The sequence below is a fragment of the Oceanobacillus sp. FSL K6-0251 genome, from assembly GCF_038004725.1.
Classification (GTDB): domain Bacteria; phylum Bacillota; class Bacilli; order Bacillales; family Amphibacillaceae; genus Oceanobacillus; species Oceanobacillus oncorhynchi.
The window spans coordinates 272,506-299,503 of record NZ_JBBORS010000001.1 but is presented as its reverse complement, the minus strand read 5'-3'; the positions used below and the strand labels follow the sequence as shown (position 1 = coordinate 299,503).

Genomic DNA, 26,998 nt, shown 5'->3' with positions numbered 1-26,998 from the left:
AAAGCAGCCACGTTTTTCAAACATCCTCCTTTTATCAAAACTTCTCCCGATAATTCGCCAAAGCAAGCAACGGAAACAAATATTCATAGCTATGGTAATGAATATAAAACCCTCCAGGAAGCCCCTGCCCCTTCGGATAGGCTGTTGTCCAATCCACTTTTTCCGCCGTCTCCAGCAAATACGCAATACCCCGCTTGATTTCCGGCGTTGCTTTTCCTTCTGCAGCAATCAGTGCATCTAACGCCCAGGCGGTATGTGTACGCGTGCTTTCCTTGAGCGGGACATATTTTTTCTCTATATCACTTTTACACGACTCTCCCCAGCCGCCATCCTGATTTTGAATGGCGTATAACCATTGGATCGCTTTTTGCATCTGCGGATGATTGCTGCGTGTTTTAACCGCTGCTAATCCTGTAATCGCCGACCAGGTTCCGTAGATATAACAAATCCCCCATCTGCCATACCAGGATCCATCCTTTTCCTGATTTTGCAGAAGCCACTTCATGCCGCGTTTTATAAAAGGCTGATACGTATCTGTATGCGTGTCATTTCCAAAGAACTCCAATGTCCTCCCTGTTAAATCTGCCGTTGATGGATCCAGCAGCATCGATCCTCCCCCTTCAATCGGCAGCCAGGAAAGCAATGTATTATCTACATTCTTCTCAAAGGCCGGCCAGCCGCCATCATCATTCTGCATGGAGACTGCCCACTGAATTCCGCGGTCCCAGGCTTGTCGATAGACGGGGGTGTGACGGGCAAAGGAACGAATAGACCTCAACGCAGCTGTTGTATCGTCCAGATCAGGATTGAACGTATTAATATGAGAGAAACCCCATCCGCCCGGTGTCACATCTTGGTTATGGATGCTCCAATCGCCGTACTTCATCTGTTGTCTCCCAAGTAAATACTGATTTGCCTTCTTAATTACCGTGGCAGAGGGGGATACACCAGCCTTTTGCAAAGCATAGCTGATTAAAGCCGTATTCCAGACGTTTGCTGTCGTATACTGCATGTGCGTTTGTTTTCCAATGCTGGTTTGAAAAGCTTTTAGTCCCTCTACTGCCTTGATAATAATCGGATCCTTTTTCGAATAGCCCCTGGCCATCAGAGCAAATATCATCAAAAATGTTGCACTGAAATAGCTGTAAAATGTCCCGTCTGATTCCCTTCGATTCAGCATATACTCCTCTGCACGCTGCAAGGCTAATTCATGGAGCTGTTCCGGCTTTCCTATCAGACTGCTAATTCCTCGTTGAAAAGGGGTTTGAAAGGAGCGCCAATCGTTTAACTCCGTTTCCCAATCGCCGTCATCTTCCCGTTGTAAAAATAAATCGGACAAATCAGGCGAACGCTTTGTCTTTCGGCTGAATTTATAATCTGCCGTAATTAATATAGGAACCAAATTGGACCGTGCATATAACGATAAGTCAAATAGATTAAGTGGAAAAGAAACTGGAAAAAGAATGAATTTAACTGGAACAGGAAGATAACGCGGCCATTTATACTGCCCTGTCAGAGCTAACATGACCTTTGCAAACATATTGATTTCTTTTAAGCCCCCATGCCGCTGGATAAACCTTGTGGCCAAACGAATCTCCCGGTCCTCCTCTTTTCGGTGGCCGGAATAAAGGAGCGCATAACAGGCCTCTACCGTTGCTGTGAGGTTCCCTTCCACTTCATCGTGGAATATTTTCCAGGCGCCATTTTTCCCTTGTTTACGAAGGATCCTGCTTACCAGCGCATCGATAAGGTCCTCATCATCCATTTCCAATGTACGCAAGAGGATAATCATATAACAATCTGTGGAAATCCCTGTTTCAAAGGGATACGCCCAGGAACCATCGTGCTCTTGTTCTTTTGTAAGCCTGTCAACCAGACGATTGATTTCTATATCTATCTTTTCCTTCATCAGAAAACCTCTCTTATAAGAACCGTTTTTCCTATACATATGAGACACCGTGTAAGCATATTCCTTAGAGAGGGAGGAGACTGGATGACAATTGGCTGTTTCAAAAAAAGAAAAGTGTATGAAAAGTCTGTTCTTGAGATAAAAAAAGAACTGAAGAATATAAGGAATCCAAAAGCAAACGGCCTATCCGTATCCATGCTTCCTAAAAGAGAGCAGGTATTCATTCAACGCATTCATCAACTGACAATTAAATGGAATAAAAATAATGTCACCCGGACACAAGCCTACTTCGATTTTTATATGCAGCACCCAGAAATCCATTGGGCTTTATTAGGGCATATGGTATCACGCAACGGCGGTTGGAACATGACTGATTTGAAAGGCGACCTCCTATCGCGTTTGTTATCCGAAAAAGAACAAAAAAACTTCTATTTATTTTTAGAACGGGGAAATTGGTTAATATTCCAGGATGTTTATCCGCAATTATTGCTGTATCAGCAAAGTGTAAGAATGCATCAAAATCTTTTTCACCTTCTTCCTTTCTTGAATGTCTCTGTATTTATGGAAGTGGTATGGAATCATTTTTGGGAGCATGGTGACCGTTATCTGTTAGCCATCGCAACCATTATTAATGAACAAAGCTATTTAGAAAAAAGAGTGGTGCATCATCCTTATTTTAAAGAAACGGTATTAGATACATTGGGTTTTAAGCTGTATGATTTTTTACGCTTTAATCATGTTATTTTCCCGCATTATCACCTTGGAAAAATAGAAAAGAAGCCCGTATTAATCGGTGATACCCTGCACCATTTCGGCTCTCTCCATGAGCGGATTATGCTGGGGAAACGTTTATATGCCATCCTTTTTCAACAGAAATCTGTCTTAAAAGATATTCTGCTATGGGCAGGGAAGCATCCGCATACAGGCTCCCGAGCCGATTATTGGAAAGATTTGTTTCATTCTGTGAATGAATCTGCACCGGGTACGGTCTATCGGCGAAGAACAAGGCATTGTGAACGCAGAAAAGGAGCTCCCCGAATCTATAGCCCTCCATTGAAATATGCTTGGAAAAACGTTAACCACTCCCCGGCTGAAAGAGGAGACTGGTTTAACGATGTAAGTGTGATTGATTATTTCGTAGAAGAAGAAAAAAATACAGGTGGGGAAATTCATGAAAAATACTGCAAGGCAATGGAAAAAATCGAGCTTATCATCATTGCAAAAAAGGCGATCTTCCTCAGACAGGAGTAAAGAACAGCAGGCGTATGTCATCGCAGCTCTCTTTTCTTCCATCGTCGGGACCTATTTAGATTTATTTTTTGTCGGCATCGGCATGTATCACTTTCCTATGCGGCTTTTCCCAGAAATATTTACAGTCAATATTGCCTTTACACTGCTGATTCTTCCTGTTTCCGTCATTTTATTCTTGTACCTGGCCAATCGGATGAGGACCCTTCCGCGGTGCATAATGATTCTTACGATTAGTACAGCGGTCATTTTTATCGAAAAAACCGCTGAAAAGCTGGGAGGATTTATGCCTCATCCAGATTGGAATCATGCCTATTCCTTTTTCGGGTATATGCTTTTCCTCATGATTGTTTGGATAATTTTTCGGTTTTTTCAGGTGAAAATTTGAAAAGCTGGTATTTACTCGTCCTCCTAATCATAGAAATGATGAGGAGGTGGCGTGATGCGGAATCGAAAAATTTCTATATTGCTGTTAGCAGCTACATATGTTGGAACGGTTATTGGAGCAGGCTTTTCTTCAGGGAAAGAAATTGTTACGTTTTTTAGTGTCTATGGAGCTTTAGGGACCGTCGGCATTGCAATCAGCGGAATCTTGTTTATTTGGATAGGAACCAAAATAATGATTATATCTGTCCGAATTGGAGCCTATTCTTATCAGGATTTAAATGAATACCTCTTTGGAAGAAAGATTGCCAAAGTGATTAATCTGTTTATCTTTTTCGTCGTTATCGGCGTTACTTCCGTCATGCTTTCCGGGGCAGGCGCTGTATTTCATGAACAGCTTGGCCTTCCGTTTCAAATGGGAGTGATCCTTACACTCATTCTCTCTTATATCGTTGTCATGAAAGGATTAAATGGATTATTTGCCATCAACTCCTATATTGTGCCATTAATGCTTCTTTTCGTCCTGTTTGTAGCAGGCTCTATCGCGGGAGAGCATCCGCATCTGCTGGCAGAAAAACTCCTACCTGTTCAGTTATCGGACAACCTTTCTTGGGCAGGCTCTCCTTTTGCCTATGCAGCATTTAATCTGATGACAGCACAGGTTGTTCTTGTACCATTGGGAAAGGAAATTCAGGATGAACACGTTTTACGCTGGGGCGGATTTTTGGGTGGAATGGCTTTATTTTTCATCCTATTATTAATCCATTTTTCATTGTCCGTCTTTCCGCAAACATTTCCTTATGAAATACCGATGGCCGAGATTGTCCAACATTTTGGAGCCCTTATTCATATTCTGTTCTTAATCGTTATTTACGGCGAGATTTTCAATACAGTGGTCGGGAATGTGTTTGGAATCACACGACAGCTGCAGTCGGCATTTCGTCTTCGTTATCAACATGCTGTCCTGGTAATTCTGTTTGTTGTCTTTTTAATCAGCCAGGTGGGATATGGAAAATTACTGTCGGTATTGTACCCGTTGTTTGGTTATCTGGGGTTGTTCTTTCTGTTGTGGTTATTGATTAAAAGAATGCCTGAGAAATAAATAGACTCTTTTATTGGGAGATAATAAAGTAAATAGGTGCTTCATTTTATTTTTAATAAGAATTCGCTTATAATTCAAATAAGGCTAGTGATTGAATTGCGTTTAACAGATAAAAATTTCAACACCCATAAAGAATTGGAAGTGAAACAACAAACCGATGAAGTATTAGTATATATCGATGGAATTATTTACACTTCTCCGCCTCTAAGTATAAAACATCAGAGGATATCGTCTTTTCTCTACGTAGAACTTCATAATGCATTAAAAAACAGCGGTTGTGACGCATTTTCTGCACCAACAGCTGTCTTGTTTGAACCAAACGAGAATAATCATAATAAAAATAAAAGGGTTGTCCCTGACTTATTTGTGACATGCCATCCCGAAAACTTCACTGAAAATGAAAATCTGTTTTTTGATTAAATAATAAAAGATGCCGAAATAACAGCAAATATCTCGCTGTTGTTTTTTTAATTGTGCTTATATACGATTAACATTTCCCCATTTATATGAAACTGTACGCAACCGTAGCCATACCAATAAAAATCCATATTCTGAGGTGCGGAAAATCATTTATTGCAATGACCATCACGATTAAATTTACCAGGTAGAGTATTCTCTCCCCATATTTATGTAGTCTGTTCACATATTTCCTACCTAAATCAGCTATTTGTATCTCCCATTTTTTCATGAGATATCGGTTGACAAAGTGATTTAAAATAAGAATGGCAATTACAAATGAACTAAAGAGATACATTAGCCTTCTAAAACATATAGCAGAAACCACTTAATTTTTACTAAAGTTAATATTTCATTCAAGTTCATTCAATTTATATAATATTTTCAAATTTTTTATTGCCTTCAAGCGCACTTCAAGGTTTATACTCTAACTGAATTATATTAAGGAGGTAATGAGCATGGCAAAATTTAATACATTGAAAGATAAAATAGTGGTTATTGCAGGCGGCGGAAAAAACCTTGGCGCTTTGATAAGCAAGGATTATGCAAATGACGGAGCAAAAGTAGTCGTGCATTATCACAGTTCTTCCTCTAAGGAAGAAGCAAAGCAAACCGTTGAATCAATTAAAGATAATGGCGGAGAAGCTGCATTATTTCAAGGTGATTTAACAAGTGCAACTAAAATAGAAGAACTGTTTGATTTTGCCGTAAGTCAGTATGGCAACATTGATATTGCTGTTAATACAACCGGCAAGGTTCTTCGCAAACCGATTGTAGAAACGTCTGAAGAAGAATATGATAGTATGCAGCAGATTAATGCAAAAACAGCCTACTTTTTTATCAAAGAAGCTGCGAAGCATATGAACGACAATGGGAAAATCGTTACGATTGTTACAGCATTATTAGCTGCTTATACGGAGGGATACTCTACTTATGCGGGCGAAAAGGCACCTGTTGAACACTATACACGAGCTGCTTCGGCAGAATTAATGAGCCGGGGAATTTCCGTCAATAATATTGCTCCTGGTCCAATGGATACGCCTTTCTTTTATCCGCAAGAAACGGAGGAAAGAGTAGCATTTCATAAGTCGCAAGCGCTTCATAATCAATTAACTCAAATTGAAGATATCGCTCCAGTAGTTAAATTTTTGACTACAGACGGATGGTGGATTAATGGACAAACTATATTCGCAAATGGAGGGTATACAACCCGCTAATCAAAAGGAGGAGATTTCTATGCATTGTTTTTTAGCCGAATATGCTCCAATAGAAACGACGATATCTATTCTGGCTTCTAATGGGGATGTAAACGCAAGTAGAAAAGTTTCCATCTCTAAAGAATCTTTCATTAACGATTTAACGAAAAAAATGATTGAACTGTCACATGAACAAGGTCTTTACCACCATGATATCTTTGCAATTGGTGTCGTAGTGGATGCGAAAGAAATGCTTGGACGCGGGTCGGAACAGCTCCAAAAAGAACTAGCATCTTCATTTGGTTTTACATCCGTTGTTGATTCGGACGAAAATATTGTTCGTAAAAAGCTACTGCAAAATGCCAAATAAACCATACGAAAACCTCTCAGGAATCTAAATCTGAGAGGTTTTTTTGGGTGACTTCTCTTCTTCTAGTATCTTCATTTTCTTGGTCAGCTTGTCCAATGCTATATCAATCTCCATTTTCTGTTTCTGCAATTTTTCCTGATGGTCACGAAAAATTTGTGTTCTTTCTTCTAAAGTGCTATCCCCTTTCATGTATAAGTGTGCCACATGCCTTAATATTTCAATAGACATTCCCGTTGCACGCATACACCCTATTAACTCCAGCCAAAATAAATCTTCTTCTTTAAACATCCTGTAACCATTTTCACTGCGCTCAAGAAATGGCAAAAGTCCTTCATTATCATAATAACGAATGGTTGATGCCGGGACTTCTGTTTTCTCGGAAGCCTCTTTAATTGTCAGCATATTTCCACACCACCTGTTTCTCATTTTCCTTTGTGTGTCATTTCAGCAAAACGATAAAATAAAACTTGTTAAATCTCCCACTAAAAAATATAATTTTTCATTCACTTCTTTAAATATACTATTATTATAAACATTCAAGTGATCTTGAATGCAACCAGAAGAGCAGCGAACATACATCTTCCCCTTTACATGTACTGAAATAATCTTCATTTTGCAATGAAACTTATGCTGGAGTCACCCTACTCGGCAGCGACGTTAAGCAATATGACCACTGGATTATGTACAATATAACATTCGAATGAATTCTGTACTGATACAGTTGGATTGCCAGGATTAGAATCAGCAGATGCAATGGCGGCTTTCAACCATGCCAAAATAATTTTATAAACTATTCTTATACGTTCTCTCGATTTGGCATCATAAAATTTATAATCTGGTTCAAACTCATAGTTCTTTGTGAGAGCGACCTCACATTAGTAAGGAACAGTCCTTCTATAGTAACCAGGTCAGGAATAATTCTAAAATAAAATACACGTCTTAACAGTGAATAGTTACTATTATTCATTGATTAGCTTAATTGAATTCGTTACCATTTAGTTATTAACATGAAATAAAAAGGTGGCGAAGTTATGAAAAAATTTAAATTGATGTGGATGGCAGTATTTTTATCAATTACACTATTAACTGCATGCTCCGGAAACACTGCAACTGAAGAGGGTTCTGCAGAAAAAAGTGTTGATGAAGCCGAAGAAGAAACTCACTCTGTAGAAGAGATAGAATGGTCCTATACAGGTGACACTGGTCCTGATTATTGGGATACACTGCATCCAGAATATCTCACTTGTGCTGAAGGACAGGAGCAATCACCAATTGATATTGATTTAGCAAAAGTTAAACTAGATGAAACATTAAACGATATCGAAATTAACTATCAGCCTACTGCATTTACATTAGAGAATAATGGCCATACAATTCAACTGAATGACCCAACTGGAAGTAACTCTATTATTGTTGAAGGTGAAGAATATAGCGTACAACAATTACACTTCCACATTCCAAGCGAAAATACCATTGATGGACGATTCTTTGATATGGAAGGACATATTGTACATAGTAATGAAAATGGAGATCTTGCTGTACTTGGGTTCATGATTGAAGCTGGAGAAGAAAACGAAATTCTAGCAGAAGCCTGGTCAAAATTGCCTGAAACAGAAACTAACAAGGATTTAGAACTAGATAATTTGATTAACTTACGTGATTTATTACCGGAAGACCTTACTACTTTTAGATTTAACGGTTCGTTAACAACACCACCGTGTACAGAAGATGTTAGCTGGCTTTTACTAGAAGAACCAATTCAATATTCTCAAGAACAGATTGATGCATTTGGTGAGCTTTTCTCACCGCATAATCATCGTAAACCGCAATCATTAAATGATAGAGATATTCACACGCATTAATTCTTTATCTAGTTTATAGTCCATACACAAGCCGTGGTCCTATTTTTAAGGATGGTTTAAAGCAGGGATTAATTTTGGATTTCCTACCTAATTTGAATATAAAAACCCGAAGGTTTGGTGGGAATATACCGAGAAGACCTTCGGGTTTGAGAACGTTACTTTTTTATAAGGAACGTTTTTATTATTTAAGCCGCTTTATTTTTATATAGGGACACTTTTTGTCATTAAGACTCTTAATTACTCCACCGTAACACTCTTCGCCAAATTCCGTGGTTTATCCACGTCACAGTCACGATGCAATGCTGCATAATAAGCCAGAAGCTGCATTGGAATCACACTTACCAATGGAGTCAATAGCTCATGCACTGCCGGCAGTACAAAAGCATCCTCATCCTGCTCTAAGCCTTTTGAGCTGATAATAAGTGCATTTGCCCCGCGTGCAACCACTTCCTGCACGTTTCCACGAATAGAATAGTTTACATTTTCTTGTGTAGTTAAAGCAATAACTGGCGTACCATCCTCAATCAATGCGATGGTACCATGCTTCAACTCTCCTCCAGCAAAGCCTTCTGCTTGGATATAGGAGATTTCTTTCAGCTTCAATGCTGCTTCTTGCGCAACATGATAATCTGTACTGCGGCCAATAAAGAAAGCATTGCGTGTTGTCGCAAAATAATCTCTTGCTAACTGCTCCAGCTCTTCTTTTTGGTTCGTAATGATTTCCATTGCATTCGCTACGATAGCCAACTCTTGTAATGGATCAAAATCTAATTTAATACCTTTTACCCTTGCTGTATCTACTGCAAGAACCGCTAAAACAGCAATTTGTGCTGTATATGCTTTTGTGGAAGCAACAGCGATTTCTGGTCCAGCATGTAAAGGCAAGGTATAATCTGCTTCACGAGAAAGGGTTGATCCAGGCACATTTGTTAATGTCAGTGCTGGATGTCCTAATTCTTTTACTTTAACTAATACAGCACGGCTATCTGCAGTTTCCCCACTTTGGGAAATAAAGATAAATAAAGGTTTTTCAGATAGCAGTGGCATGTTATAGGAAAATTCACTTGCAACATGTACTTCTACAGGGATATTAGAAAGCTTTTCTAGAAACTCTTTTCCAACTAATCCGGCATGATAGCTCGTTCCTGCTGCAATAATATATATGCGATCTGCTTTTTGCATGGCTTTACGAATATTTTTTTCTAGCTTTAATTCGCCCTTTTCATTCTGATATTCACGAATAATATTGCGCATCACAATTGGCTGTTCATCGATCTCTTTCAGCATGAAATGAGGATACGTTCCTTTTTCTGTATCACTTGCATCGATTTCCGCTGTAAACGGCTCGCGGTTGATAACTTCTCCATCTAATGTCTGCACTTCTACAAAGCTTCGATTGACAAGAACAATTTCTTTATCATAGATTTCCAAGTACTCGTTTGTTTCTTTCAACGTCGCCATAGCATCGCTGGCAATCAGGTTAAAACCTTCGCCTAAACCAACCAATAGCGGACTTTTATTTTTGGATACATATAAAGTTTCCTGATCTTCTGCATCAATCAGACCAATAGCATAAGAACCTTTCAGCAGGCTCATTGCTTCACCAAATGCTTTTTTGGTATTTTTATGTTTTTCATAAAGTTTTTCAATAAGCTGTACGATAACCTCTGTGTCTGTTTCACTTACAAAGTCAACATCTTCCAGATATTCCTTCTTCAGGTCTACATAGTTTTCAATAACCCCATTATGCACAATGGTAAAACGTTCTGTTGAGCTCTGATGTGGATGTGCGTTTTGCACACTTGGCACACCATGCGTCGCCCAACGCGTATGACCGATACCAATAGTCGCATCCTTGCTGTTATCTACTTCTTTGCGTAACGCTGCGATACGTCCTTTTACCTTTGTTACGTGTACGCCATCTTCCCCTAAAGTCGCAATACCTGCAGAGTCATATCCGCGATATTCTAATTTTTCCAAGCCTGTTAATAAAATTTCTTTCGTATCATTTTGTCCAATGTAACCGACGATTCCGCACATGTCGATGTCCTCCTTGTTTGAAGGGGCAGAGACAAAAGACCGATTCGAAGCGAAGGGGCCTTGTTCTGCCCCTTTCTCGTGTTAGTTTTTATAGACATCATTCTTTATCTCTTTGTTCATCAAGTCACCCTGATGGTTTAAAGATAAAGCAGCAGCTGCGATGGACAGCTGGGAGGCACCCGCCGAATAATTCGATAACCCCCGACCTCGTCAACTATTCTTCCTGACCGTCCGTAGAATAGTCCTGGCGCTTGTTATTATAGTTTCCTTTCGTGTTTCTCTGCTCCTCTCTCCTTTTATTTGCTCTTGTTAAACGGACTTCTTTCATTTGGAAAACAAGAACTTTCTATATTCTATCGGAAAGTCGTATTCAAGGTCAACCTTTTTCTTGCTTTCCGATAAGATAGTTTATGAAATCCTTCTAAAATGTTGCAGAATATCCATAAGTGACGGGAGGTATCCGCCTTACAGAAGTGGATGGGAGAAGGTTTGAAGAGGGGTGAAGCAGAGTGATATAATGAAAAATAAATGAAAAGACAAAACCTCACCTGACAAAAGGAGCTTCCCCATGACAAAAATTATTTGGATCAACGGTGCTTTTGGAGCAGGAAAAACACAAACAGCATATGAGCTTCACAGAAGACTGGAAAACTCCTTCGTGTACGACCCAGAAAATATTGGTTTCTTCCTAAATCAGAATTTGCCTGACACGTTGAGAAAGAATGACTTTCAAGATTATGAAATGTGGAGAGAATTTAATTGCAAGACCATAAAGTATATCGCTGAAAACGATAAAGAGCCAATTATTATTCCAATGACAATCACAGATAAGCTTTATTTTAAAGAAATTACCGGAAGTTTGGAATCAGAAGAAATCCAATTATATCCGTTCGTTTTATCCGCATCAAAAGAAGTCATTGAACGCCGGTTAAAGAAACGGCTGGAAAGAAAGAATTCATGGAGCTTCAGACAAATGGACCGATGTATAACACGTTTAGCTGATGACGCATTTGGAGAAAAAATACAGACAGACCATTTATCCATTGACGGCGTTGTAGAAATCCTTGCAGCAAAAGCCAATTTAGTATTACAAGAAGATAACCGCTCCAATCTAAAAAAGCGATTGGACCGGATAACAACACAGATAAAACATATTCGATAATTTATAAACAAAAAACATCAGCAAAGCTATCCCATTCGCAGCTTCACTGATGTTTTTTCTACTTATGCTTTTCCATAAAATCTAACATCCGCTTATACACTTTAATCTCATTCTCTTTTTTAGAGAATCCGTGCCCCTCATCCTCCAGCACCAGGTACTCCACATCGCGGCCTTTATCCTGCAGCTTTTGGACAATTTGATCTGATTCTTCCTTCACCACACGCGGATCTTTTGCACCTTGGATAACCAGCATCGGCTTTGTCATGGTTTCCAAATAAGTCACTGGAGAATCATTTACAAAGCGCTCCTTATCACGCTCTGGATCACCTAGCCATCTTTCCATAATCGGCTTCCAATCCGCCGGTACAGAATTGACAAAGGTAAATAAGTCGGACGGGCCAAAGATATCAATCACTGCTTTAAAATATTCTGGATGACGTCCATGCAGGAGCAGCGCCATATAACCGCCGTAGCTTCCTCCTACTAAGAATAGATGATCCGGGTCCGTAATCTTTTGATCAAACAGCCATTTGATGCCTTCCACATTATCGAGGCGCGGTCCATGCCCCCAATCCTGCTCGACGAGTTTCACAAAAGAGGAACCATAGCCTGTACTCCCGCGAAAGTTTGGTGCGAAAATATGATAGCCGCGATTGAGGATGCTTTGGAACATCGCACGGAAAAATTTCCGTTCTGCTGCCTGTGGTCCACCATGCGGCCAAAAAACGGTATACCCATTGGCATTTTCCGGTTTTGCCCTGAACAGAAGTGATTCGATTTCCATCCCGTCAAATGAAGCATAGGTCACAATTTCAGGATCCACGAGCTCCTCTTCCGATACACCCAGAACACGATTATCTGTGAGCTGCTCCCATTTTTCACCATTTGTCAGACGATAAATGTTATCCGGCTTAACTGCAGATCCCCCAAGGAGATAAACTGCCCCTGATTCTGTTACAGTCACCTGATCAATTAAATCAAAAGGTTTTGTGATTTCTTTCAGCTCTCCTGATTTTACTTTATACTGATAAAGCTTATCGACAACACCCTTTTCTGCTACCAAATAGAGTGAATCAGATGATTTATCATATTTTACGGTTTCAATCGATTCTTCCTCCAGCTCAAGAACTTTTGAAAACGTCTCTTGTTTCATGTCATATTTGGCTAAATACATATATTCACCTTCATAATCCGTCGGGAAATAAATGCTGTGATTATCCGTAAAAACCGGATCATAGGATACATGCACTTTTTTCGGATCAGGAGTAAGATAGATTTTCTCTTCCCCTTTTTCGATGAATATATTATTATACGTGTTCGCAAACACGCTTTCGTATATTAATGTCTCTTCATCTTCCGATACACCTGCCAGTGTAGTTGGCGCTCCTTCTCCCTCTGCTAACAGCTCATCTTTATCTGTATCCAGATGGCGCACATGTGTGTTTAAAAAGCTCGGATTATTTTTAGAGGTATTATAATAAATTCGTTTTCCGTCCTTGCTCAGGTGTGCAAACAAGTATTTTTCGTCCTCTGCTCCCGTAATCAGCGGCTGCGGTAATCCGCCCTCTGGAGGCAGGGCGTAAATGTGATAATTTTCATCTCCATCTGCATCAAAGCTTGTTAAAACATACTCCCCATTTGGATCAAACTGAATAAATGAGGAGGATTCATCCTTTTGAGAAAACTGAAATGGATACGCATGCTCTTTACTCAAGTCTAATGCCCATAAATTACGTTTACCGCTCAAGTTCGTTGAATATACCAGCTTTTGTTCATCTTTGCTCACTTGGAAATGATCGATACTATACGTATAAAAGAACTGTTCTACTTTCGGTTTTGGAAATTTTATCATTCTGCCCGCACTCCCTTTTATCTGTATTTTCTATATTATACCACTATTTATAAAATACACCATACACTCTGGCCTTTCCGTGCGGAATAGCAAAACTATCTTTAATTCAAGCTACTTTGATTGTCATTTTATCATTTGAATAGTAAAGTGATATAGAGAGGAGAATTTGAGACGATACATGCAGAAAATAACACGCCATTTTCCTATCTGCCTGTAGCTCACTTCCTCCCCAAAGCAATTTACTTCAAATACATTTTTTAATAGATAGGTTTAACCTTAAAATCTAAAACAATGGAGGAGCATAGGTATGGAACAATATCGCATTGACCAAAAGAAAGGATTAGAATTTGGGCTTTATACACTGGGAGACCATCTGGCCAACCCTTTCACCGGAAAACGGATTTCGGCACAGCAGCGTCTTCAGGAAATTATCGAATTAGCAAAGCTGGCAGAACAAGCAGGGTTAGATTTTTTCAGTGTCGGAGAAAGTCATCAGGATTATTTCACTACGCAGGCACACAGCGTGGTATTGGCGGCGATTGCGCAGGCGACAGAAACCATCAAGCTGGGCAGCTCGTCAACGATTATCAGCACTTCTGACCCCGTTCGGGTTTATGAAGATTTTGCTACGATTGATTTAATTTCGAATGGACGTGCCGAAATTATTGCCGGAAGAGCTTCCCGAATCGGGCTATTTGAATTATTAGGATATGACGTACAGGATTATGAAGCGTTATATGAAGAAAAATTTGATTTGCTGCTGCAAATTAATGAGAAGGAAAGGCTCAGCTGGGAAGGGGACTATCGTGCACCCTTAAAAGATGCCCATGTGCTGCCCCGCCCGAAAGATAATACACTGCCCATCTGGCGTGCAGTTGGCGGAACCCCGGCCAGTGCAATGAAGGCAGGCTATACCGGGGTACCGATGATGCTGGCAACACTTGGCGGACCGGCCAGCGCTTTTAAAAATGTTATTGATGCGTATCGGGAAACAGCTGAAAGAAGCGGACATCATACTGACGATCTTCCTGTCGGCGTCACCGGTTTTTTCCATGTGGCAGAAACAAGCCAGGAGGCACTGCAGCAAATGTACCCTTATATCAATGAAGGAATGAAGCTGACGAATGGACAAGGATTTCCAAAGCAGGCATTTGCACAAGCAAAGGATAAGCGCAGTGTCATCAATGTCGGCAGTCCGCAGGAGGTTATTGAAAAAATTCTCTATCAGCATGAGCTGTTTGGACATCAGCGCTACTTAGCGCAAATGGACTTTGGTGGTGTTCCATTTGAACAATTGGCTAAGAATATTGAAATGATTGGCACGAAAATTTTGCCTGCCATTCGTAAGCACACTGGCATGAATCAGGAGGATTAGCACATGAAGATCATTGGTTTATCCGGCTCCATTGTCGGTTCAAAAACACGGACAGTCATGGATGCTGTAGCAAAAGAAATTGCTGAAAAATATCCAGAAGCAGATTTTCAGCTGATTGATTTAAAAGATTATGATTTGCAATTTAGTGACGGCCGGAACTATCTCGATTATTCCGGAGACACCGCCTGGGTCACCAGGCAAGTGATGGAGGCAGATGTGATGATTATCGGCACGCCTGTCTTCCAGGCATCGATTCCGGCAAGCTTAAAGAATATTTTTGATTTGCTTCCTGTCGGGGCATTTCAGGATAAGACCGTAAGCTTTTTCGTAACCGCAGGCTCTTCCAAGCATTATTTAGTTGCTGATCATCAATTAAAACCAACTTTATCCTATATGAAAGCACAAATAGTACAAACCTTTGTTTATGTTGAGGAAAAGAGCTTTCAACAAAAGAAAATCGTCGATGACGATGTCTTCATTCGATTAGAGCGTTTGATTGAGGATACCATGGACACGTATGAAGCCAACGAAATCATCCGGAAAAAGAAAGAGGATTCCTATGGATTCTAGAAGCTAAAAAAACGCATGGATGGGTATATCCATGCGTTTTTTTACTTTAGGTACATGATATTATTAAGCACCTAAATGATTTTCAATGACTTTTACGATTCGTTCTGCATAGGTCTGGCAATCTTCCTCTGTCTTCGCCTCTACCATGACACGCACAAGCGGTTCTGTTCCAGATGGGCGGACTAAAACGCGTCCATTCTCTCCCAGTTCTTCTTCCACAGCTTGTACTTCATCTAAGATGATTGGACTGGTCAATGCTTCATTCTTATCTGTAACCCGAACATTAATCAATGTCTGCGGGAAAATAGTCATTTCGTCTGCCAGTTCTGACAAGGTCTTGCCTGATTCACGCATTACATTCACAAGCTGCAATGCAGATAACAGACCGTCTCCTGTCGTAATATAATCTAAAAAGATAATATGGCCGGATTGTTCCCCGCCTAGGTTATAGTCGTTTTTACGCATTTCTTCCATAACATATCGGTCACCGACTGCCGTCTTATCGCTTTTCAGACCAGCTTCTTCTAATGCCTTATAAAAGCCTAAGTTACTCATGACAGTGGATACGACAGTGTCCTTACGAAGCATCCCAATTTCTTTCAGGTATTTTGCGCAGATGAACATGATTTTATCGCCGTCCACGATGTTTCCTTTTTCATCCACAGCAATCAAGCGATCACCGTCTCCATCAAAAGCCAGTCCGACATCCGCTTCTTTATCCAGCACATATTGCTGTAGTCCTTCCGGATGTGTAGAACCGACACCATCATTAATATTCAGGCCGTTCGGTGTAGAGCCCATGGAATGAATGTCAGCCTCCAAATCTGCGAATAGATGTGTAGCCAGGCTGGATGTTGCTCCATGTGCACAATCTACAGCGATACGTATTCCGTCAAAATCGTTATCAATCGTATCTTTTAAGAAGGACAGGTATTTCTGTCTGCCTTCAAAATAATCACTCACTGATCCGATACCAGCGCCTGTCGGGCGAGGCAGATCATCCTCTTCTTGTTCTAATAAAGCTTCAATTTCCGCTTCCTGAGCATCTGTCAGCTTAAATCCATCTGAGCCGAAGAATTTAATCCCGTTATCTTCTACAGGATTATGGGATGCAGAAATCATCACCCCTGCCTGCGCGCTCATTGCTTTTGTTAAGTAAGCGACCCCCGGCGTTGAAATAACACCCAGCCGCATTGCTTCTACGCCTGTTGACAGAAGTCCTGCAATCAACGCGCCTTCCAGCATATGTCCAGAAATACGTGTATCTCTGCCGATTAAAACGCGTGGCTTTTCACTGCCTTTTGTTAACGTATATCCGCCAAAACGACCGAGCTTAAATGCCATTTCAGGAGTCAGCCCTTCATTTGCTACTCCCCTGACACCGTCTGTTCCAAAAAATTTACCCATTATTATATCTCTCCTTTGACCATACAATATACAACTATTCTTCTGCTGTTTCAGCCGGATCGATTATTTCCACCGTGACCTCTTCCACATTTCCTGTGGCAGTGACATCTTCAGGAGCTTCAATGTCAATAGGCACTTCATGCTCTCCTGATTCTAAATCAGATAAATCCAGTACGGCGTTGATATCATCTGCCGTTAAACCATTTACCACCGAGGCATCCCCTGTCACTTCTACTTCTAATGCAGGGTCTGCATAAGATGCTTCCAATCCATTTGCTAAGCCTTCTTCTTCTAAAGCTACATTCTCGATTACATTTGTTCCTTCTACTTCTACCGTAACTTCTACCTCTTCCGTCTCCGGTGCTTGCACGTTTTCAGGCAAATCAAGCGGTACTTCAACTGTGCCGGATTCTTCAATCTCGGATAAGTCCAGCGGCTCGGTAGTCACTTCTGAAATATCCTCCAGCACGTCACTTTGAGAGTAAATCTCCACTTCCTCTTCATTTGGAGAAATAGAGTCCAGCTCAAGGTCTTCTTCCAGCTCACCTGTTGTCTCTACAGACAGTGGTACAGACTTGCTTGGATTGTCGACTTCTACGGAGACCTGAACACTTTCAGGGTCTAATCCGACATTCAATTCATTTCCTTGTATATCATATACACTAATCGGAAGCTCCCGATTGTTAATTGACTCATCGACACCTTCCATATTCACATAAGCCCTTACAGAGCCAATCGATTCAATGACGCTCGCTGAGCTTGTTATCGTTATCGTTTCCGGATCGACACTATAATCGACCACTTCGTAACCATCTGCCATCAGGTCTTGATTAATCAGATCAGCAGTTACAGTAAACTCTTGAGATGCCCGTTCTTCAATGGTGACTTCTGCTGTTTTCGGCTCAATAAATACTTCCACATCTCCTGCTATATTATGCTGCAGTTCAACAACATGCGTTCCTTCTTCTAAGCCTTCTAAGTCGACGTATACATCAAAATTACGTTGAAGTATATACGGTGTCATACTGCCTCGATTCCCTTGTAAAGTAACATCGACCTCTTCTGGAACATCACTGACAACATAGCTGTCGCGGTCAATACGGATATCTACTGGAATTTGTTCCAAGGTTTCTGTGGAAGTGGTTGAACCAGAAAATGTTGAATCGGAATTTGGTGTTTCGGACACATTGACAAAAGCATAGAGTGTTACCGCAAAAGCTAAGGAAAGGATACGGACAAACCACTTACTCTTAAACCAATTATCCACGCTTACCAGTCCTCCGTTTCCATGATTTTTTGTCAGAGGCTTTCGGGACGATTGATAAATGCGTTAAAAGCATTTCTCTTAATTTTTCTTCATCGATATCACGATGCAGCTCTCCATTTTTTGTACAAGAGACGGCACCTGTTTCCTCAGAAACAACAATCGTTAACGCATCTGTTACTTCACTTATTCCCATTGCGGCACGATGCCTTGTTCCTAATTCCTTGGAGATAAATGGACTCTCGGATAAAGGCAGGTAACAAGCCGCAGCTGTGATCTCTTCATTTTTTATAATTACTGCCCCATCATGAAGCGGTGTATTTGGTGTAAATATGTTTGTCAGAAGCTGGTGAGTAAGCTTTCCGTTGATTGGAATCCCGGTTTCCGCATAATCCCCAATTCCTGTTTCTCTTTCAATGGAGATAAGCGCACCAATTCTTCTTTTACCCATATAATTACAAGATGTAACAATAGCCTCAATTTCATTTTGAATAATTTCTTCAGCAGAGCTTCCCGATCTGGCGAAGATATTCCCTCGCCCCAGCTGTTCCAGTGCTCTTCGTAATTCCGGCTGGAATAAAATAACAATTACAATAACTCCCCAATTAATAACTTGGCCTGTGATAAATTGGATGGTTTGTAAGTTTAACAGCATACTTACTCCCCACACAACCATTACAACTGCTATTCCTTTTAATAGCTGAATAGCCTTTGTACCTCTGATCAGCATGATTAATTTATATAATACATACCAGACGAGAGCGATATCAACGCCAATTCGCAGCAGATCTAAAAAGTCAAATCCCCCATCAAGCATGTGCACACATCCTTTACCCAATAGAATTACCTGTTTGTTTTAAACATTATCTTAAAAGCAATTATTTCTCTCGGAGAACCGGCCGTAAAATTCCCGCCTTTAAATAGAGAATGAAACTCGATTTATTTAAGCAGAAGATAACGTGATGCAGCTCTCTGAATCCTTCAGCGGAGGGAAAGAATAAATTCCCGCTGAATGAAGTTTCGTTTTATATTATCATGAACTATTATGAATTACAGTCGATAATTATTATATCATAAATTTGTAAAAACAGACCTGTCTGTAGTTTTTTATTTTCTTTAGAAAATGGAACACCATTAAAATGTGTGTGTAGAAATCCTGCCAAATTTGACCACTTCAATACCCTGAACCAGCTGTTTTTTCATAATTGATGGAGCAGCTATGTTTTACTCCATTATGACAGTTTCTTTCGCCCAAAAAAAGAGAGCGACATCATCTCGCTCCTTTTTTCATTGTTTTATCTTAAAATGCGAATAATCCTTTAAAGAAATTCTTTATATGATACCATATCCACTCAAACGTTTGGTCTACGGTTTCCAGTTCTCCGTTGACTCCTCCTGCAGAGGCCATCAGGCCGCCGCCTTCCAGCTCCGATTCGCCGTCTAAAAGCTCTCCATTAAACAAGGTAACATTGCCGTCCACCGTTCCAAGCACTAATAAATCACCGTTTTTCACGTAGACATCTCCGGAAACAGTGACACCCTCGGGCACAATCACGGTGTCTCCATCAACGACAAGCTCTTCCTGTGCAGAAACAACAAGCTGATCCGTTCCTTGATTAAAAGTGGAGGAAAGACTGCCTATCATCAACAAGAAGAAAATAGCTGCTGCAACAAGGATTGGATGATGTTTAAACCAGCGCTTATACTTTACCGATTTCTTTTCTGTCGGCAATTTATTCATAACATTTTCTGTAAAACCAACCGGGGCTTCCATCCGTTCCGCACTTTTTATTAAAGCAATGGTTCGATGAAGCTCATGAAAATGCTTCTGACAATCTTCACAATCCTCCAGATGCCTTCTTAGTAAGCTTTCTTCTTCTGCGGAAATATCCCCATCTAAATAGTCATGCATTTTTTTTATATACTCTTTATTGCAGCTCACATCAAGCACGCTCCTTTACACATGTCGAAGCCTCTTTCTCAAGGCCTCTCTTCCACGATGAATCCGCGTTTTTACCGTACCAAGAGGAACATCAAGAATTTCACTGATTTCCTTTAGTGAAAATTCTTCCAGATACCTGAGCATGATAATACTCCGGTATTTAGAAGGAAGCTGAGAAATCTCATGATGAATATACCGCTGCAGTTCTCTGCTTTCCACTTCTTCTCCAGGCAGACGTTCCGTACTGGCAAGCTGAGAATACATATCCAAACCTTCTGTCCCTTTTACTTCTGCATCAAGATGAAAGTCCGGTTTACGCTTGCGCATGCGGTCAATGGTTAAATTCGTAGCTATGCGGTATAACCATGTAGAGAATTTTCTGCTCTCATCAAATGAATCAATATTCACATATGCACGTATAAACGCTTCTTGTGCAATATCTTCCGCTTCGTGCTTATTACCCAGCATACGGTAGCAGTGCTGGTATATTTTATCTTGATAAAAGGATACGACATCCGAAAAAGCAGATTGGTCTCCTTTTTTAACTTCTATAATCTTTTTCTTTATAAATTGGTCCATCTAATTACCTCCGCACTATGCGGTACTCTCTATACGAAACAACCGCTTGTAAGGTTTCACATTTTAAAAAAGAATGTTTATTTTTTTTCCGACAGGGTATATCTAACGATAAGTATACTAAAAAAGGAGTGAAATTTGTGGATAAAAAATCGTTATTCATGGAGATTGAACAGTGCAGGCAAGAAATGCTGGCATTGTCTGAGGAGCATGGATTAGACTCAGAACCTGTTCTGTCCACAAGCGAAAAATTGGATGCATTAATTTTTGCTTATTTAAAAAAAACCTCTTAAATCATCCTTACTCAATTTTCAAAGACATCTTCTGTGTATGTCTTTTTTTGTTACATTTCCTATCCACAAACATCTCTATGTAATCTTCCCCTCACCAACTATATCTCTATGAATAATAATATCTTATTTTGTCCTTCACTTCATTAAACATTTTTTATTTTTTATAAGAAACTTGAAAATATTTGAAGATGGTATCAGAATTCCTTTGATTTAAATGCAAAAATAAAAGAACCGATTTACAATGCATCGAATTGCAAAACGGCTCTCCTTTATCTTTTCTAATATTTCTTAAACAGAATGATTCTCTTCCATCACCGTCTCTCCGCCGGTAGAAGGAGATAACGTCAAAGCTTTGATTCCTGCTTCTTCCCACGCATGCGCTAGTTGTTCCGCAGCTTCCTGCGAAGGCATAAAAGCAATCCCGCAATCTCCGCCTCCAGCGCCAGAAGGCTTTCCTGCGCCACCCAAATCCTCTGCCAAGTTACATAAGACGGTTAAATCGGGTATCTCAATATTTGTATCTGCTGCTTTCCCAACTTGATTCAACGCTTTTCGGTTAGCTGTTATCCCAGCAAATAATTGATTGATATCATTGTCTTTTGAGCCAGTTAAAAACTGAGATACGGCATGTTCACTGTCTTTCAGAAATGAAGTATAAGCTTTCGCATTGTTTATTTTCAATAAGCGCACCTGGTTCACTAAATCTTTCGTAGATGCAGCACTGCCTGTCCAGCCTACACAAAAGTAAACATTTTCTGGCAGCGTAATCGGCTTCGTTTTATAATATTTCCAATCCTTCTCTACGACTTCTGTGACAGACCCCGCTTCCTGGTATGCTTCGAGAAGCCAATCTGCCTGAAAAGAAGAGAATTGAAGCAGCCCGCCATAAGTGGATGCAGCGATATCTGCTCCCGATCCGTTTCCTTGCGTAATCACATGCGATATCGCAGCCAGACGGAAAATGGTATCTTTTTCAGCCAATTGCGGAGCCTGAAAACGTAATACTCCCGCTACGATAGAAGTAACAATCGCTGCACTGGAGCCCAATCCATATTTCACGCCAGAGGCATCATCCAGCTCACTGCGTGTAGAAACATGCATCGGAAGAACCGGCAGTCCTTGTTCTTCTAAATAACGATATGTAATCCGGAGTGCATTCTTAACAAAAGACAGCCTGGGATCGTCTGAATCAATATGTATGTCTGTCTCTCGCCAAGACCATGGAACCTTATGAAGAGAAAAGTCCGAAAGAGTCAGCTGGTGGCTATCCGCTTCCGCTACCGTCGCATAGACAAAACGGTTCACAGCCATCACTGCCAGATTCTGATAAGGCTCTAATACGGCAAATTCTCCCGCAATCATTAATTTCCCTGGTACTTTGACCGTGATTGATTTTGCCACCATATTATCCTCCTATCTATAGCTTATTCCGCTTCCGGGTTTACTGATTATAATATCCTCCACGCCTTCTGTTGCCTGCAGGCGTTTTTTCACCTTAGCTTCGTTTTCTGGTAAATATAAAACTTTTACATTCGGGCCGGCATCAATCGTAAAAAAGGCAGGAATCCCTTGTTCTCTTAAGGTTTGTACCGTCTGCATCACTCGCATCGTGGTATCCTGCCAGTATGTAAACGGAGGATTCGCTCCCAAAGTTGTAGCATGCATGCGCATGCAGTTCGCTTCTGCAACGCTTCCCATCTTCTCAAAATCCTTCACTTTAATGGCTTGTTTTATTTCTTGCAGATCCTTTGCTGTCTGCTCCAGCCAGCCTGCATAAAAAGGAGAGGTTTCTACGGTACGGCGCATCCCCTCCCTGCTTGAGACCTTTTTCTCTGTTTTTGACAAAACCACAGCAGCAATGCGAATATCCCAGTGTGACTTGTCAGCAATTTGCACGGCAAACGAATCGGATCCATCTTCCCGTTTCCCCATCTGCCATTCAACAAAACCGCCGAAAATCGAACGGGAAGCAGAACCAGAGCCTTGACGAGCCAGCTTCGATAATTCCGTATCATTTAGAGAAAGTCCGATTGCTTTGGAGCTTGCTGCAGCTAATGCTGCAAGACCAGATGCAGAAGAAGCAAATCCGGCAGCAGTAGGAACATGATTCACAGATTGAACCTGTGCATAGATTTCCTTTCCAGAAAGAGCACGCACCTTATCTAAAAATATCGCTACCTTTCCAAGCGCATCTCCTTCTACATTCTGTTCATTCAAATGAAAGGAATCTTTTTTTAACCCTTCCTGAAAATGAACGGTTGTCTCTGTAGAAAAACCATCTAATGTCACGGAAAGGTTACTGTTGGCAGGAAGAATCAATGATTCATTCCGCTTCCCCCAATACTTGATTAAAGCAATATTCGTATGCGCTCTTGCTGTTGCCTTCATATTATTTGAATCTCCTTTTCTACAATCCCTGTCAAATCATTCTTTTCATGCGGCTTCATTCAGCCGGGGAAAAGCCCCGCCGAATGAGGCATCGCTTTATTTCTTCAAAACAAACGGCCAGACTGCTGCTGCACCAAAACGGCGTAATTTCTCTGCCAGCTGCTTTGAATGAACTTCATTTTGCGCAAGCGCAATGATACAACCGCCATTTCCGCCGCCTGTCAATTTCGCACCTAAAGCCCCTTCTTCCCGGGCAAAGCGAATCAATTTATTTAAACCGGCATCACTGACTCCTAATGCTTCCAGTTCTTTTTGTGCTTCATTTAACAGTTGACCTAAAAACTGTTTACTAGCTTTTTCCAATGCATCTTTTGCATGATGCGTTAACGCCCCGATCCGTTCTATTTTGGAATGGATACGCTGCGGAGCTGCTTTTAACAGACTTGCTACCGATTCAACTGATGTACGTGTATCCCCAAATCTGCCGGAGTCTGCAACAATAAAATGCAGGTCTTCTCCTAATTCAATGTGCTCAACAGGACTTCCTTTTTTATACCACACTGGTTTATCGGAAGTGATCGTTAAGGTATCCAGCCCGCTTGGTGCTCCATGCGCATAGGTTTCTGCCACATTCGCTAATTGCAGCAAATCTTCTGTCGAGCATTCCTTATCGCAATAATGGAATAAAGAGCGAATAATAGAAATAGCGACAGATGCACTTGAACCAAGACCCTTTCCTGGCGGTACCGAGGAATTAATCCGTATTAACAAATCCTTATAAGGAATCCCAAGATATTCACAAGAACTAGAGACACATTCCACAATTCCTTCCAGCTCTTTCGGGGCATGCCGCAATGGGCCATGATAAAAGGTACTGTCCATTTTCACCGCTCCAGGAACATACTCAATTACCGTCTCTACGCCAATTAAAGGAAATGGAATAGCAATTGCCGGCTGCCCGTGTACAACCGAATGCTCTCCAATTAAAATGACCTTACTATGAGCTACGCCAATAGCTGTTTTTTCCGATGCTGTTACTTTTTCTGCACTCATTGTTTATACTGTTCCACCAATTCTTTAGCTTTTCCCACACGGATTTCTTGTTGTTCTACTAATTGTTTTGCTATCACATCAATCATCTCCCCAGTTGCTCCGCCAGCTATCGCAACAGAACGTGAATGAAGCGCCATATGCCCTTTTTGAATCCCATCGGTCGCCAACGCTTTGAGCGCTCCAAGATTTTGAGCAAGACCAACTGCTACAATTACCTGCGCAAGCTCTTCTGCTGATTCAATTTGCATAACGGATAAAGAAAAATCAGCTAATGGGTGCACGCGAGTCGCTCCCCCGACAGTTCCTATCGACATTGGCAACTCAATTTCACCAACGAGATTACCTTCTTCATCCTTTGACCACGTAGTCATGGAGCCATAATGACCATTTCTGGCAGCATAAGCATGTGCCCCCGCCTCTACTGCCCGCCAATCATTTCCTGTCGCAATCACAACAGGGTCAATGCCGTTCATAATCCCTTTATTATGCGTTACTGCACGATACGGGTCAGAGGCAGCAAATTCATACGCATGGATGACACCATCTCTGACCTCTTCTCCAGCAAACGAACCTGTTTTTAGCAGATGCGGAGGTATTACACATTTTGCTGTAGCCAGGCTGCGATCGGCATAGTTCGATAAAATACGCAAATGCACTTTTCCTTTGGTTATTTCTTCCACGATTGGCGCAATCGATTCCACCATGGTATTAATCATATTCGCTCCCATGGCGTCACAGGTGTCTACATAGATATGCATGACCAGCATTTTGCTATAAGACGATGCATCGTTCTCATTCAAAACCCGTACATCTAAGTCTCTCACACCGCCTCCGCGGCTGACAATGCTTGGATAGGCATCATCGGCAGCTTTCATTAATATATCTTTTTGACGAAGGATTTGCTGCTTTGCTTCTTGAAAATCCGGACATCCAACCACTTGAATCTGCCCAATCATCAGTCTTTCTTTTGATTCTGTCCGAAAACCGCCAGCCTCTCTGACTATCTTCGCAATATGACTGGCAGAAGCAACAACAGAAGCTTCTTCAATAGCCATCGGTACTACATATTCTTTCCCGTTTATTAAAAAGTTTAATCCCAATCCGAATGGTAATTGATAGGTGCCAATGACGTTTTCAATCATATTATCTGCTTTTCCTACCGTAAGCGCATCGGCGTTAGACAAATTTTGCGTTTCTGCATCTGTTAAAGTAAAGGCCTCACGTAATAATGCCCGCCTTTCTTCTACCGTCATATTATAAAAACCTGGTATTCTTGAAGAGGTCATGCCTAGCTCATCCTTTTTATTTATCATATCTGAAATATGCTTTTTTATTACAATGTACTAAAATAAACTATTTTGATTATAACACGAATTCTATCGTTTTTTCATTCAGAAGATACTTATTTCGTGACTTAAACTATGTTTGCAGCATTACCGTAATGCATTGGTATTTCCAGCTTCTAACATATACCAAAAACGCTGGACTGCTCAGACTATGGCAGGCTCTTTACTAACGTTGAACTGTTGTTCAAATAATATGAGATTTTTATGCTGATAAAGAAAAAAACGAGATAAGATTATCCCGTTTTTCTGTGTTTTATACTTGTCATGCTTGTAGTGAGCCATGAAGGATTCGAACCTTCGACCCTCTGATTAAAAGTCAGATGCTCTACCGACTGAGCTAATGGCTCCTATGATAAGACAGGTTATTATATATAGCCCTGTCCATAAAAAAATACTATTATCAGTAATAGTATTATCATGTATTTCTTCTAAAAAATAAAAATGGCTGGGCCACCAGGATTCGAACCTGGGGTACACGGGATCAAAACCCGATGCCTTACCGCTTGGCTATGGCCCAACAAAAACATGGTGGAGGGGGGCAGATTCGAACTGCCGAACCCTGAGGGAGCGGATTTACAGTCCGCCGCGTTTAGCCACTTCGCTACCCCTCCATATTATTGTTAACCATATTATCAATTATATACATGAAAAAATGGTGCCGGCCAGAGGACTTGAACCCCCAACCTACTGATTACAAGTCAGTTGCTCTACCAGTTGAGCTAGGCCGGCGTGATGGTGGAGGATGCAGGGCTCGAACCTGCGACCCCCTGCTTGTAAGGCAGGTGCTCTCCCAGCTGAGCTAATCCTCCATTTGGTGACCCGTACGGGATTCGAACCCGTGTTACCGCCGTGAAAGGGCGGTGTCTTAACCGCTTGACCAACGGGCCATAATGCGTTTCTGAGAGGCTTTTTGAAAGCTTCTCTCGCAAACTGACGAATTTTATTATATCGAGGAACCAACCGTTTGTAAAGGGAAAAATGAAAAAAACTTTATTTTATTTTTCAAAAGTCGATAAATCACTCCACCAAACCCGTTATGACACTATTTCCAAGGCTTCTCATTTCTTATTTCCTCTCTTTTCTTCTATAAATATAAAACCAGCGTGAGTATCTTTTTTGACAACAAGAATTCTCCGGCAGGAAAGTACCGTATATTTTCCCGACTGCGATTACCTGGGTTCTGAATCGGCAAAGCGGTCCAAC

At 40.9% G+C, this 26,998-nt stretch carries 25 protein-coding genes and 6 tRNA genes; 11 read left to right on the top strand and 20 right to left on the bottom strand.

The genetic code is table 11. The features are described from left to right. Window positions 1–34 precede the first annotated feature (34 nt). Window positions 35–1,909 (bottom strand): squalene--hopene cyclase, encoded by a 1,875-nt coding sequence (gene shc, locus MKY45_RS01585; RefSeq protein WP_341172399.1) that lies wholly within the window; start codon window positions 1,907–1,909, stop codon window positions 35–37. Window positions 1,910–1,993: 84 nt separating this feature from the next. Between shc and MKY45_RS01580 the strand changes: the two genes are divergently transcribed. The 4 genes from MKY45_RS01580 (at window position 1,994) to MKY45_RS01565 (ending at window position 5,063) form a co-directional block, all read left to right on the top strand. Continuing rightward, entirely contained in the window at window positions 1,994–3,160 is a 1,167-nt protein-coding gene (locus tag MKY45_RS01580) for a DUF2515 domain-containing protein (RefSeq protein ID WP_212929424.1), read from the top strand. Next, on the top strand, window positions 3,081–3,545 hold the full coding sequence (locus MKY45_RS01575; protein WP_193064942.1) for a CBO0543 family protein: 465 nt from the start codon (window positions 3,081–3,083) through the stop codon (window positions 3,543–3,545). Before MKY45_RS01580 ends, MKY45_RS01575 begins: the two co-directional genes overlap by 80 nt. A 54-nt stretch (window positions 3,546–3,599) precedes the next feature. After that, the gene (locus MKY45_RS01570; RefSeq protein ID WP_193064941.1) at window positions 3,600–4,643 is read left to right on the top strand and encodes a YkvI family membrane protein; all 1,044 of its coding nucleotides are present in this window, start codon (window positions 3,600–3,602) and stop codon (window positions 4,641–4,643) included. A 96-nt stretch (window positions 4,644–4,739) separates the two neighbouring features. Next, the gene (locus tag MKY45_RS01565; RefSeq protein WP_193064940.1) at window positions 4,740–5,063 is read left to right on the top strand and encodes a Uma2 family endonuclease; all 324 of its coding nucleotides are present in this window, start codon (window positions 4,740–4,742) and stop codon (window positions 5,061–5,063) included. Between the two features lie 82 nt (window positions 5,064–5,145). Here the strand turns inward: MKY45_RS01565 and MKY45_RS23215 are convergent, their stop codons facing one another. Then, window positions 5,146–5,397 carry a DUF4181 domain-containing protein gene (locus MKY45_RS23215; RefSeq protein WP_226895139.1) on the bottom strand — a complete coding sequence of 84 codons (252 nt, stop codon included), beginning with the start codon at window positions 5,395–5,397 and terminating at the stop codon, window positions 5,146–5,148. Between the two features lie 160 nt (window positions 5,398–5,557). Here MKY45_RS23215 and MKY45_RS01560 point away from each other — a divergent pair, with 160 nt between their 5' ends. Then, window positions 5,558–6,316, top strand: coding sequence for an SDR family oxidoreductase (locus MKY45_RS01560; protein ID WP_193064938.1), 759 nt, complete (start codon window positions 5,558–5,560; stop codon window positions 6,314–6,316). Window positions 6,317–6,335: 19 nt separating this feature from the next. Next, the gene (locus MKY45_RS01555) at window positions 6,336–6,665 is read left to right on the top strand and encodes a hypothetical protein (RefSeq protein ID WP_193064937.1); all 330 of its coding nucleotides are present in this window, start codon (window positions 6,336–6,338) and stop codon (window positions 6,663–6,665) included. A 24-nt stretch (window positions 6,666–6,689) separates the two neighbouring features. Here MKY45_RS01555 and MKY45_RS01550 read toward each other — a convergent pair whose 3' ends face one another. Further along, complete coding sequence (locus MKY45_RS01550; protein WP_226895137.1) at window positions 6,690–7,067, bottom strand: MerR family transcriptional regulator; 378 nt, start codon at window positions 7,065–7,067, stop codon at window positions 6,690–6,692. Between the two features lie 629 nt (window positions 7,068–7,696). Here MKY45_RS01550 and MKY45_RS01545 point away from each other — a divergent pair. Next, window positions 7,697–8,527 carry a carbonic anhydrase gene (locus MKY45_RS01545; protein WP_193064936.1) on the top strand — a complete coding sequence of 277 codons (831 nt, stop codon included), beginning with the start codon at window positions 7,697–7,699 and terminating at the stop codon, window positions 8,525–8,527. Between the two features lie 237 nt (window positions 8,528–8,764). Here the strand turns inward: MKY45_RS01545 and glmS are convergent, their stop codons facing one another. Next, the gene (gene glmS / locus MKY45_RS01540; protein WP_042531067.1) at window positions 8,765–10,567 is read right to left on the bottom strand and encodes a glutamine--fructose-6-phosphate transaminase (isomerizing); all 1,803 of its coding nucleotides are present in this window, start codon (window positions 10,565–10,567) and stop codon (window positions 8,765–8,767) included. A 568-nt stretch (window positions 10,568–11,135) separates the two neighbouring features. Here glmS and MKY45_RS01535 point away from each other — a divergent pair. Beyond that, a complete protein-coding gene (locus MKY45_RS01535; protein WP_193064935.1) occupies window positions 11,136–11,729 on the top strand; it encodes an AAA family ATPase in 594 nt (197 codons plus the stop codon). A 58-nt stretch (window positions 11,730–11,787) separates the two neighbouring features. Here the strand turns inward: MKY45_RS01535 and MKY45_RS01530 are convergent, their stop codons facing one another. After that, window positions 11,788–13,581, bottom strand: coding sequence for a S9 family peptidase (locus MKY45_RS01530; RefSeq protein WP_341172398.1), 1,794 nt, complete (start codon window positions 13,579–13,581; stop codon window positions 11,788–11,790). A gap of 307 nt (window positions 13,582–13,888) precedes the next feature. Here MKY45_RS01530 and MKY45_RS01525 point away from each other — a divergent pair, with 307 nt between their 5' ends. Next, complete coding sequence (locus MKY45_RS01525; protein ID WP_193064933.1) at window positions 13,889–14,956, top strand: LLM class flavin-dependent oxidoreductase; 1,068 nt, start codon at window positions 13,889–13,891, stop codon at window positions 14,954–14,956. 3 nt (window positions 14,957–14,959) lie between these two features. Further along, window positions 14,960–15,526 (top strand): NADPH-dependent FMN reductase, encoded by a 567-nt coding sequence (locus MKY45_RS01520; protein WP_042531059.1) that lies wholly within the window; start codon window positions 14,960–14,962, stop codon window positions 15,524–15,526. 63 nt (window positions 15,527–15,589) lie between these two features. On the opposite strand, the gene glmM is transcribed toward MKY45_RS01520, so the two are convergent. The 5 genes from glmM to sigW form a co-directional block, all read right to left on the bottom strand. Continuing rightward, window positions 15,590–16,933: a phosphoglucosamine mutase gene (glmM, locus tag MKY45_RS01515; RefSeq protein WP_042531057.1), complete on the bottom strand. Its 1,344-nt coding sequence runs from the start codon at window positions 16,931–16,933 to the stop codon at window positions 15,590–15,592. Between the two features lie 34 nt (window positions 16,934–16,967). Continuing rightward, window positions 16,968–18,200, bottom strand: a complete 1,233-nt coding sequence (locus MKY45_RS01510; RefSeq protein WP_042531055.1) for a CdaR family protein — start codon at window positions 18,198–18,200, stop codon at window positions 16,968–16,970. Continuing rightward, the gene (gene cdaA, locus MKY45_RS01505; protein ID WP_042531053.1) at window positions 18,193–19,014 is read right to left on the bottom strand and encodes a diadenylate cyclase CdaA; all 822 of its coding nucleotides are present in this window, start codon (window positions 19,012–19,014) and stop codon (window positions 18,193–18,195) included. The genes MKY45_RS01510 and cdaA overlap by 8 nt, the downstream gene beginning before the upstream one ends. A 483-nt stretch (window positions 19,015–19,497) precedes the next feature. Continuing rightward, on the bottom strand, window positions 19,498–20,139 hold the full coding sequence (gene rsiW, locus MKY45_RS01500) for an anti-sigma-W factor RsiW (RefSeq protein WP_042531051.1): 642 nt from the start codon (window positions 20,137–20,139) through the stop codon (window positions 19,498–19,500). Window positions 20,140–20,154: 15 nt separating this feature from the next. Continuing rightward, window positions 20,155–20,718 (bottom strand): RNA polymerase sigma factor SigW, encoded by a 564-nt coding sequence (gene sigW / locus MKY45_RS01495; RefSeq protein WP_042531049.1) that lies wholly within the window; start codon window positions 20,716–20,718, stop codon window positions 20,155–20,157. 137 nt (window positions 20,719–20,855) lie between these two features. Here sigW and MKY45_RS01490 point away from each other — a divergent pair, with 137 nt between their 5' ends. After that, a complete protein-coding gene (locus MKY45_RS01490; RefSeq protein WP_139089041.1) occupies window positions 20,856–21,008 on the top strand; it encodes an aspartyl-phosphate phosphatase Spo0E family protein in 153 nt (50 codons plus the stop codon). Window positions 21,009–21,296: 288 nt separating this feature from the next. Here the strand turns inward: MKY45_RS01490 and MKY45_RS01485 are convergent, their stop codons facing one another. The 10 genes from MKY45_RS01485 to MKY45_RS01440 form a co-directional block, all read right to left on the bottom strand. Beyond that, window positions 21,297–22,412, bottom strand: coding sequence for a phosphomevalonate kinase (locus MKY45_RS01485; RefSeq protein WP_256705526.1), 1,116 nt, complete (start codon window positions 22,410–22,412; stop codon window positions 21,297–21,299). A gap of 9 nt (window positions 22,413–22,421) precedes the next feature. Next, entirely contained in the window at window positions 22,422–23,396 is a 975-nt protein-coding gene (gene mvaD / locus MKY45_RS01480; RefSeq protein WP_193064931.1) for a diphosphomevalonate decarboxylase, read from the bottom strand. A 96-nt stretch (window positions 23,397–23,492) separates the two neighbouring features. Beyond that, window positions 23,493–24,449, bottom strand: coding sequence for a mevalonate kinase (gene mvk, locus MKY45_RS01475; RefSeq protein WP_042531043.1), 957 nt, complete (start codon window positions 24,447–24,449; stop codon window positions 23,493–23,495). Next, the gene (locus tag MKY45_RS01470) at window positions 24,446–25,735 is read right to left on the bottom strand and encodes a hydroxymethylglutaryl-CoA reductase, degradative (RefSeq protein WP_193064930.1); all 1,290 of its coding nucleotides are present in this window, start codon (window positions 25,733–25,735) and stop codon (window positions 24,446–24,448) included. Before MKY45_RS01470 ends, mvk begins: the two co-directional genes overlap by 4 nt. Window positions 25,736–26,069: 334 nt before the next feature. Then, window positions 26,070–26,142, bottom strand: a tRNA-Lys gene (locus MKY45_RS01465). Between the two features lie 95 nt (window positions 26,143–26,237). Beyond that, a tRNA-Gln gene (locus MKY45_RS01460) sits at window positions 26,238–26,312 on the bottom strand. Window positions 26,313–26,321: 9 nt separating this feature from the next. Beyond that, window positions 26,322–26,406 (bottom strand) — tRNA-Tyr (locus MKY45_RS01455). A 42-nt stretch (window positions 26,407–26,448) separates the two neighbouring features. After that, window positions 26,449–26,524: transfer RNA gene (locus tag MKY45_RS01450), tRNA-Thr, on the bottom strand. 4 nt (window positions 26,525–26,528) lie between these two features. After that, window positions 26,529–26,604: transfer RNA gene (locus tag MKY45_RS01445), tRNA-Val, on the bottom strand. A gap of 3 nt (window positions 26,605–26,607) precedes the next feature. Continuing rightward, window positions 26,608–26,682: transfer RNA gene (locus MKY45_RS01440), tRNA-Glu, on the bottom strand. Window positions 26,683–26,998: the final 316 nt, after the last annotated feature.

What these genes read in the sequence shown, in the direction of transcription:
- MKY45_RS01530 (WP_341172398.1), bottom strand. Translation starts at nt 13,581, where the DNA reads ATGATAAAATTTCCAAAACCGAAAGTAGAACAGTTCTTTTATACGTAT.
- MKY45_RS01560 (WP_193064938.1), top strand. Translation starts at nt 5,558, where the DNA reads ATGGCAAAATTTAATACATTGAAAGATAAAATAGTGGTTATTGCAGGC.
- MKY45_RS01555 (WP_193064937.1), top strand. Translation starts at nt 6,336, where the DNA reads ATGCATTGTTTTTTAGCCGAATATGCTCCAATAGAAACGACGATATCT.
- sigW (WP_042531049.1), bottom strand. Translation starts at nt 20,718, where the DNA reads ATGGACCAATTTATAAAGAAAAAGATTATAGAAGTTAAAAAAGGAGAC.
- cdaA (WP_042531053.1), bottom strand. Translation starts at nt 19,014, where the DNA reads ATGCTTGATGGGGGATTTGACTTTTTAGATCTGCTGCGAATTGGCGTT.
- MKY45_RS01525 (WP_193064933.1), top strand. Translation starts at nt 13,889, where the DNA reads ATGGAACAATATCGCATTGACCAAAAGAAAGGATTAGAATTTGGGCTT.
- MKY45_RS23215 (WP_226895139.1), bottom strand. Translation starts at nt 5,397, where the DNA reads ATGTATCTCTTTAGTTCATTTGTAATTGCCATTCTTATTTTAAATCAC.
- glmS (WP_042531067.1), bottom strand. Translation starts at nt 10,567, where the DNA reads ATGTGCGGAATCGTCGGTTACATTGGACAAAATGATACGAAAGAAATT.
- MKY45_RS01575 (WP_193064942.1), top strand. Translation starts at nt 3,081, where the DNA reads ATGAAAAATACTGCAAGGCAATGGAAAAAATCGAGCTTATCATCATTG.
- MKY45_RS01535 (WP_193064935.1), top strand. Translation starts at nt 11,136, where the DNA reads ATGACAAAAATTATTTGGATCAACGGTGCTTTTGGAGCAGGAAAAACA.
- mvk (WP_042531043.1), bottom strand. Translation starts at nt 24,449, where the DNA reads ATGAGTGCAGAAAAAGTAACAGCATCGGAAAAAACAGCTATTGGCGTA.
- shc (WP_341172399.1), bottom strand. Translation starts at nt 1,909, where the DNA reads ATGAAGGAAAAGATAGATATAGAAATCAATCGTCTGGTTGACAGGCTT.
- MKY45_RS01520 (WP_042531059.1), top strand. Translation starts at nt 14,960, where the DNA reads ATGAAGATCATTGGTTTATCCGGCTCCATTGTCGGTTCAAAAACACGG.
- MKY45_RS01570 (WP_193064941.1), top strand. Translation starts at nt 3,600, where the DNA reads ATGCGGAATCGAAAAATTTCTATATTGCTGTTAGCAGCTACATATGTT.
- MKY45_RS01550 (WP_226895137.1), bottom strand. Translation starts at nt 7,067, where the DNA reads ATGCTGACAATTAAAGAGGCTTCCGAGAAAACAGAAGTCCCGGCATCA.
- MKY45_RS01485 (WP_256705526.1), bottom strand. Translation starts at nt 22,412, where the DNA reads ATGGTGGCAAAATCAATCACGGTCAAAGTACCAGGGAAATTAATGATT.
- mvaD (WP_193064931.1), bottom strand. Translation starts at nt 23,396, where the DNA reads ATGAAGGCAACAGCAAGAGCGCATACGAATATTGCTTTAATCAAGTAT.
- MKY45_RS01580 (WP_212929424.1), top strand. Translation starts at nt 1,994, where the DNA reads ATGACAATTGGCTGTTTCAAAAAAAGAAAAGTGTATGAAAAGTCTGTT.
- MKY45_RS01545 (WP_193064936.1), top strand. Translation starts at nt 7,697, where the DNA reads ATGAAAAAATTTAAATTGATGTGGATGGCAGTATTTTTATCAATTACA.
- glmM (WP_042531057.1), bottom strand. Translation starts at nt 16,933, where the DNA reads ATGGGTAAATTTTTTGGAACAGACGGTGTCAGGGGAGTAGCAAATGAA.
- MKY45_RS01470 (WP_193064930.1), bottom strand. Translation starts at nt 25,735, where the DNA reads ATGACCTCTTCAAGAATACCAGGTTTTTATAATATGACGGTAGAAGAA.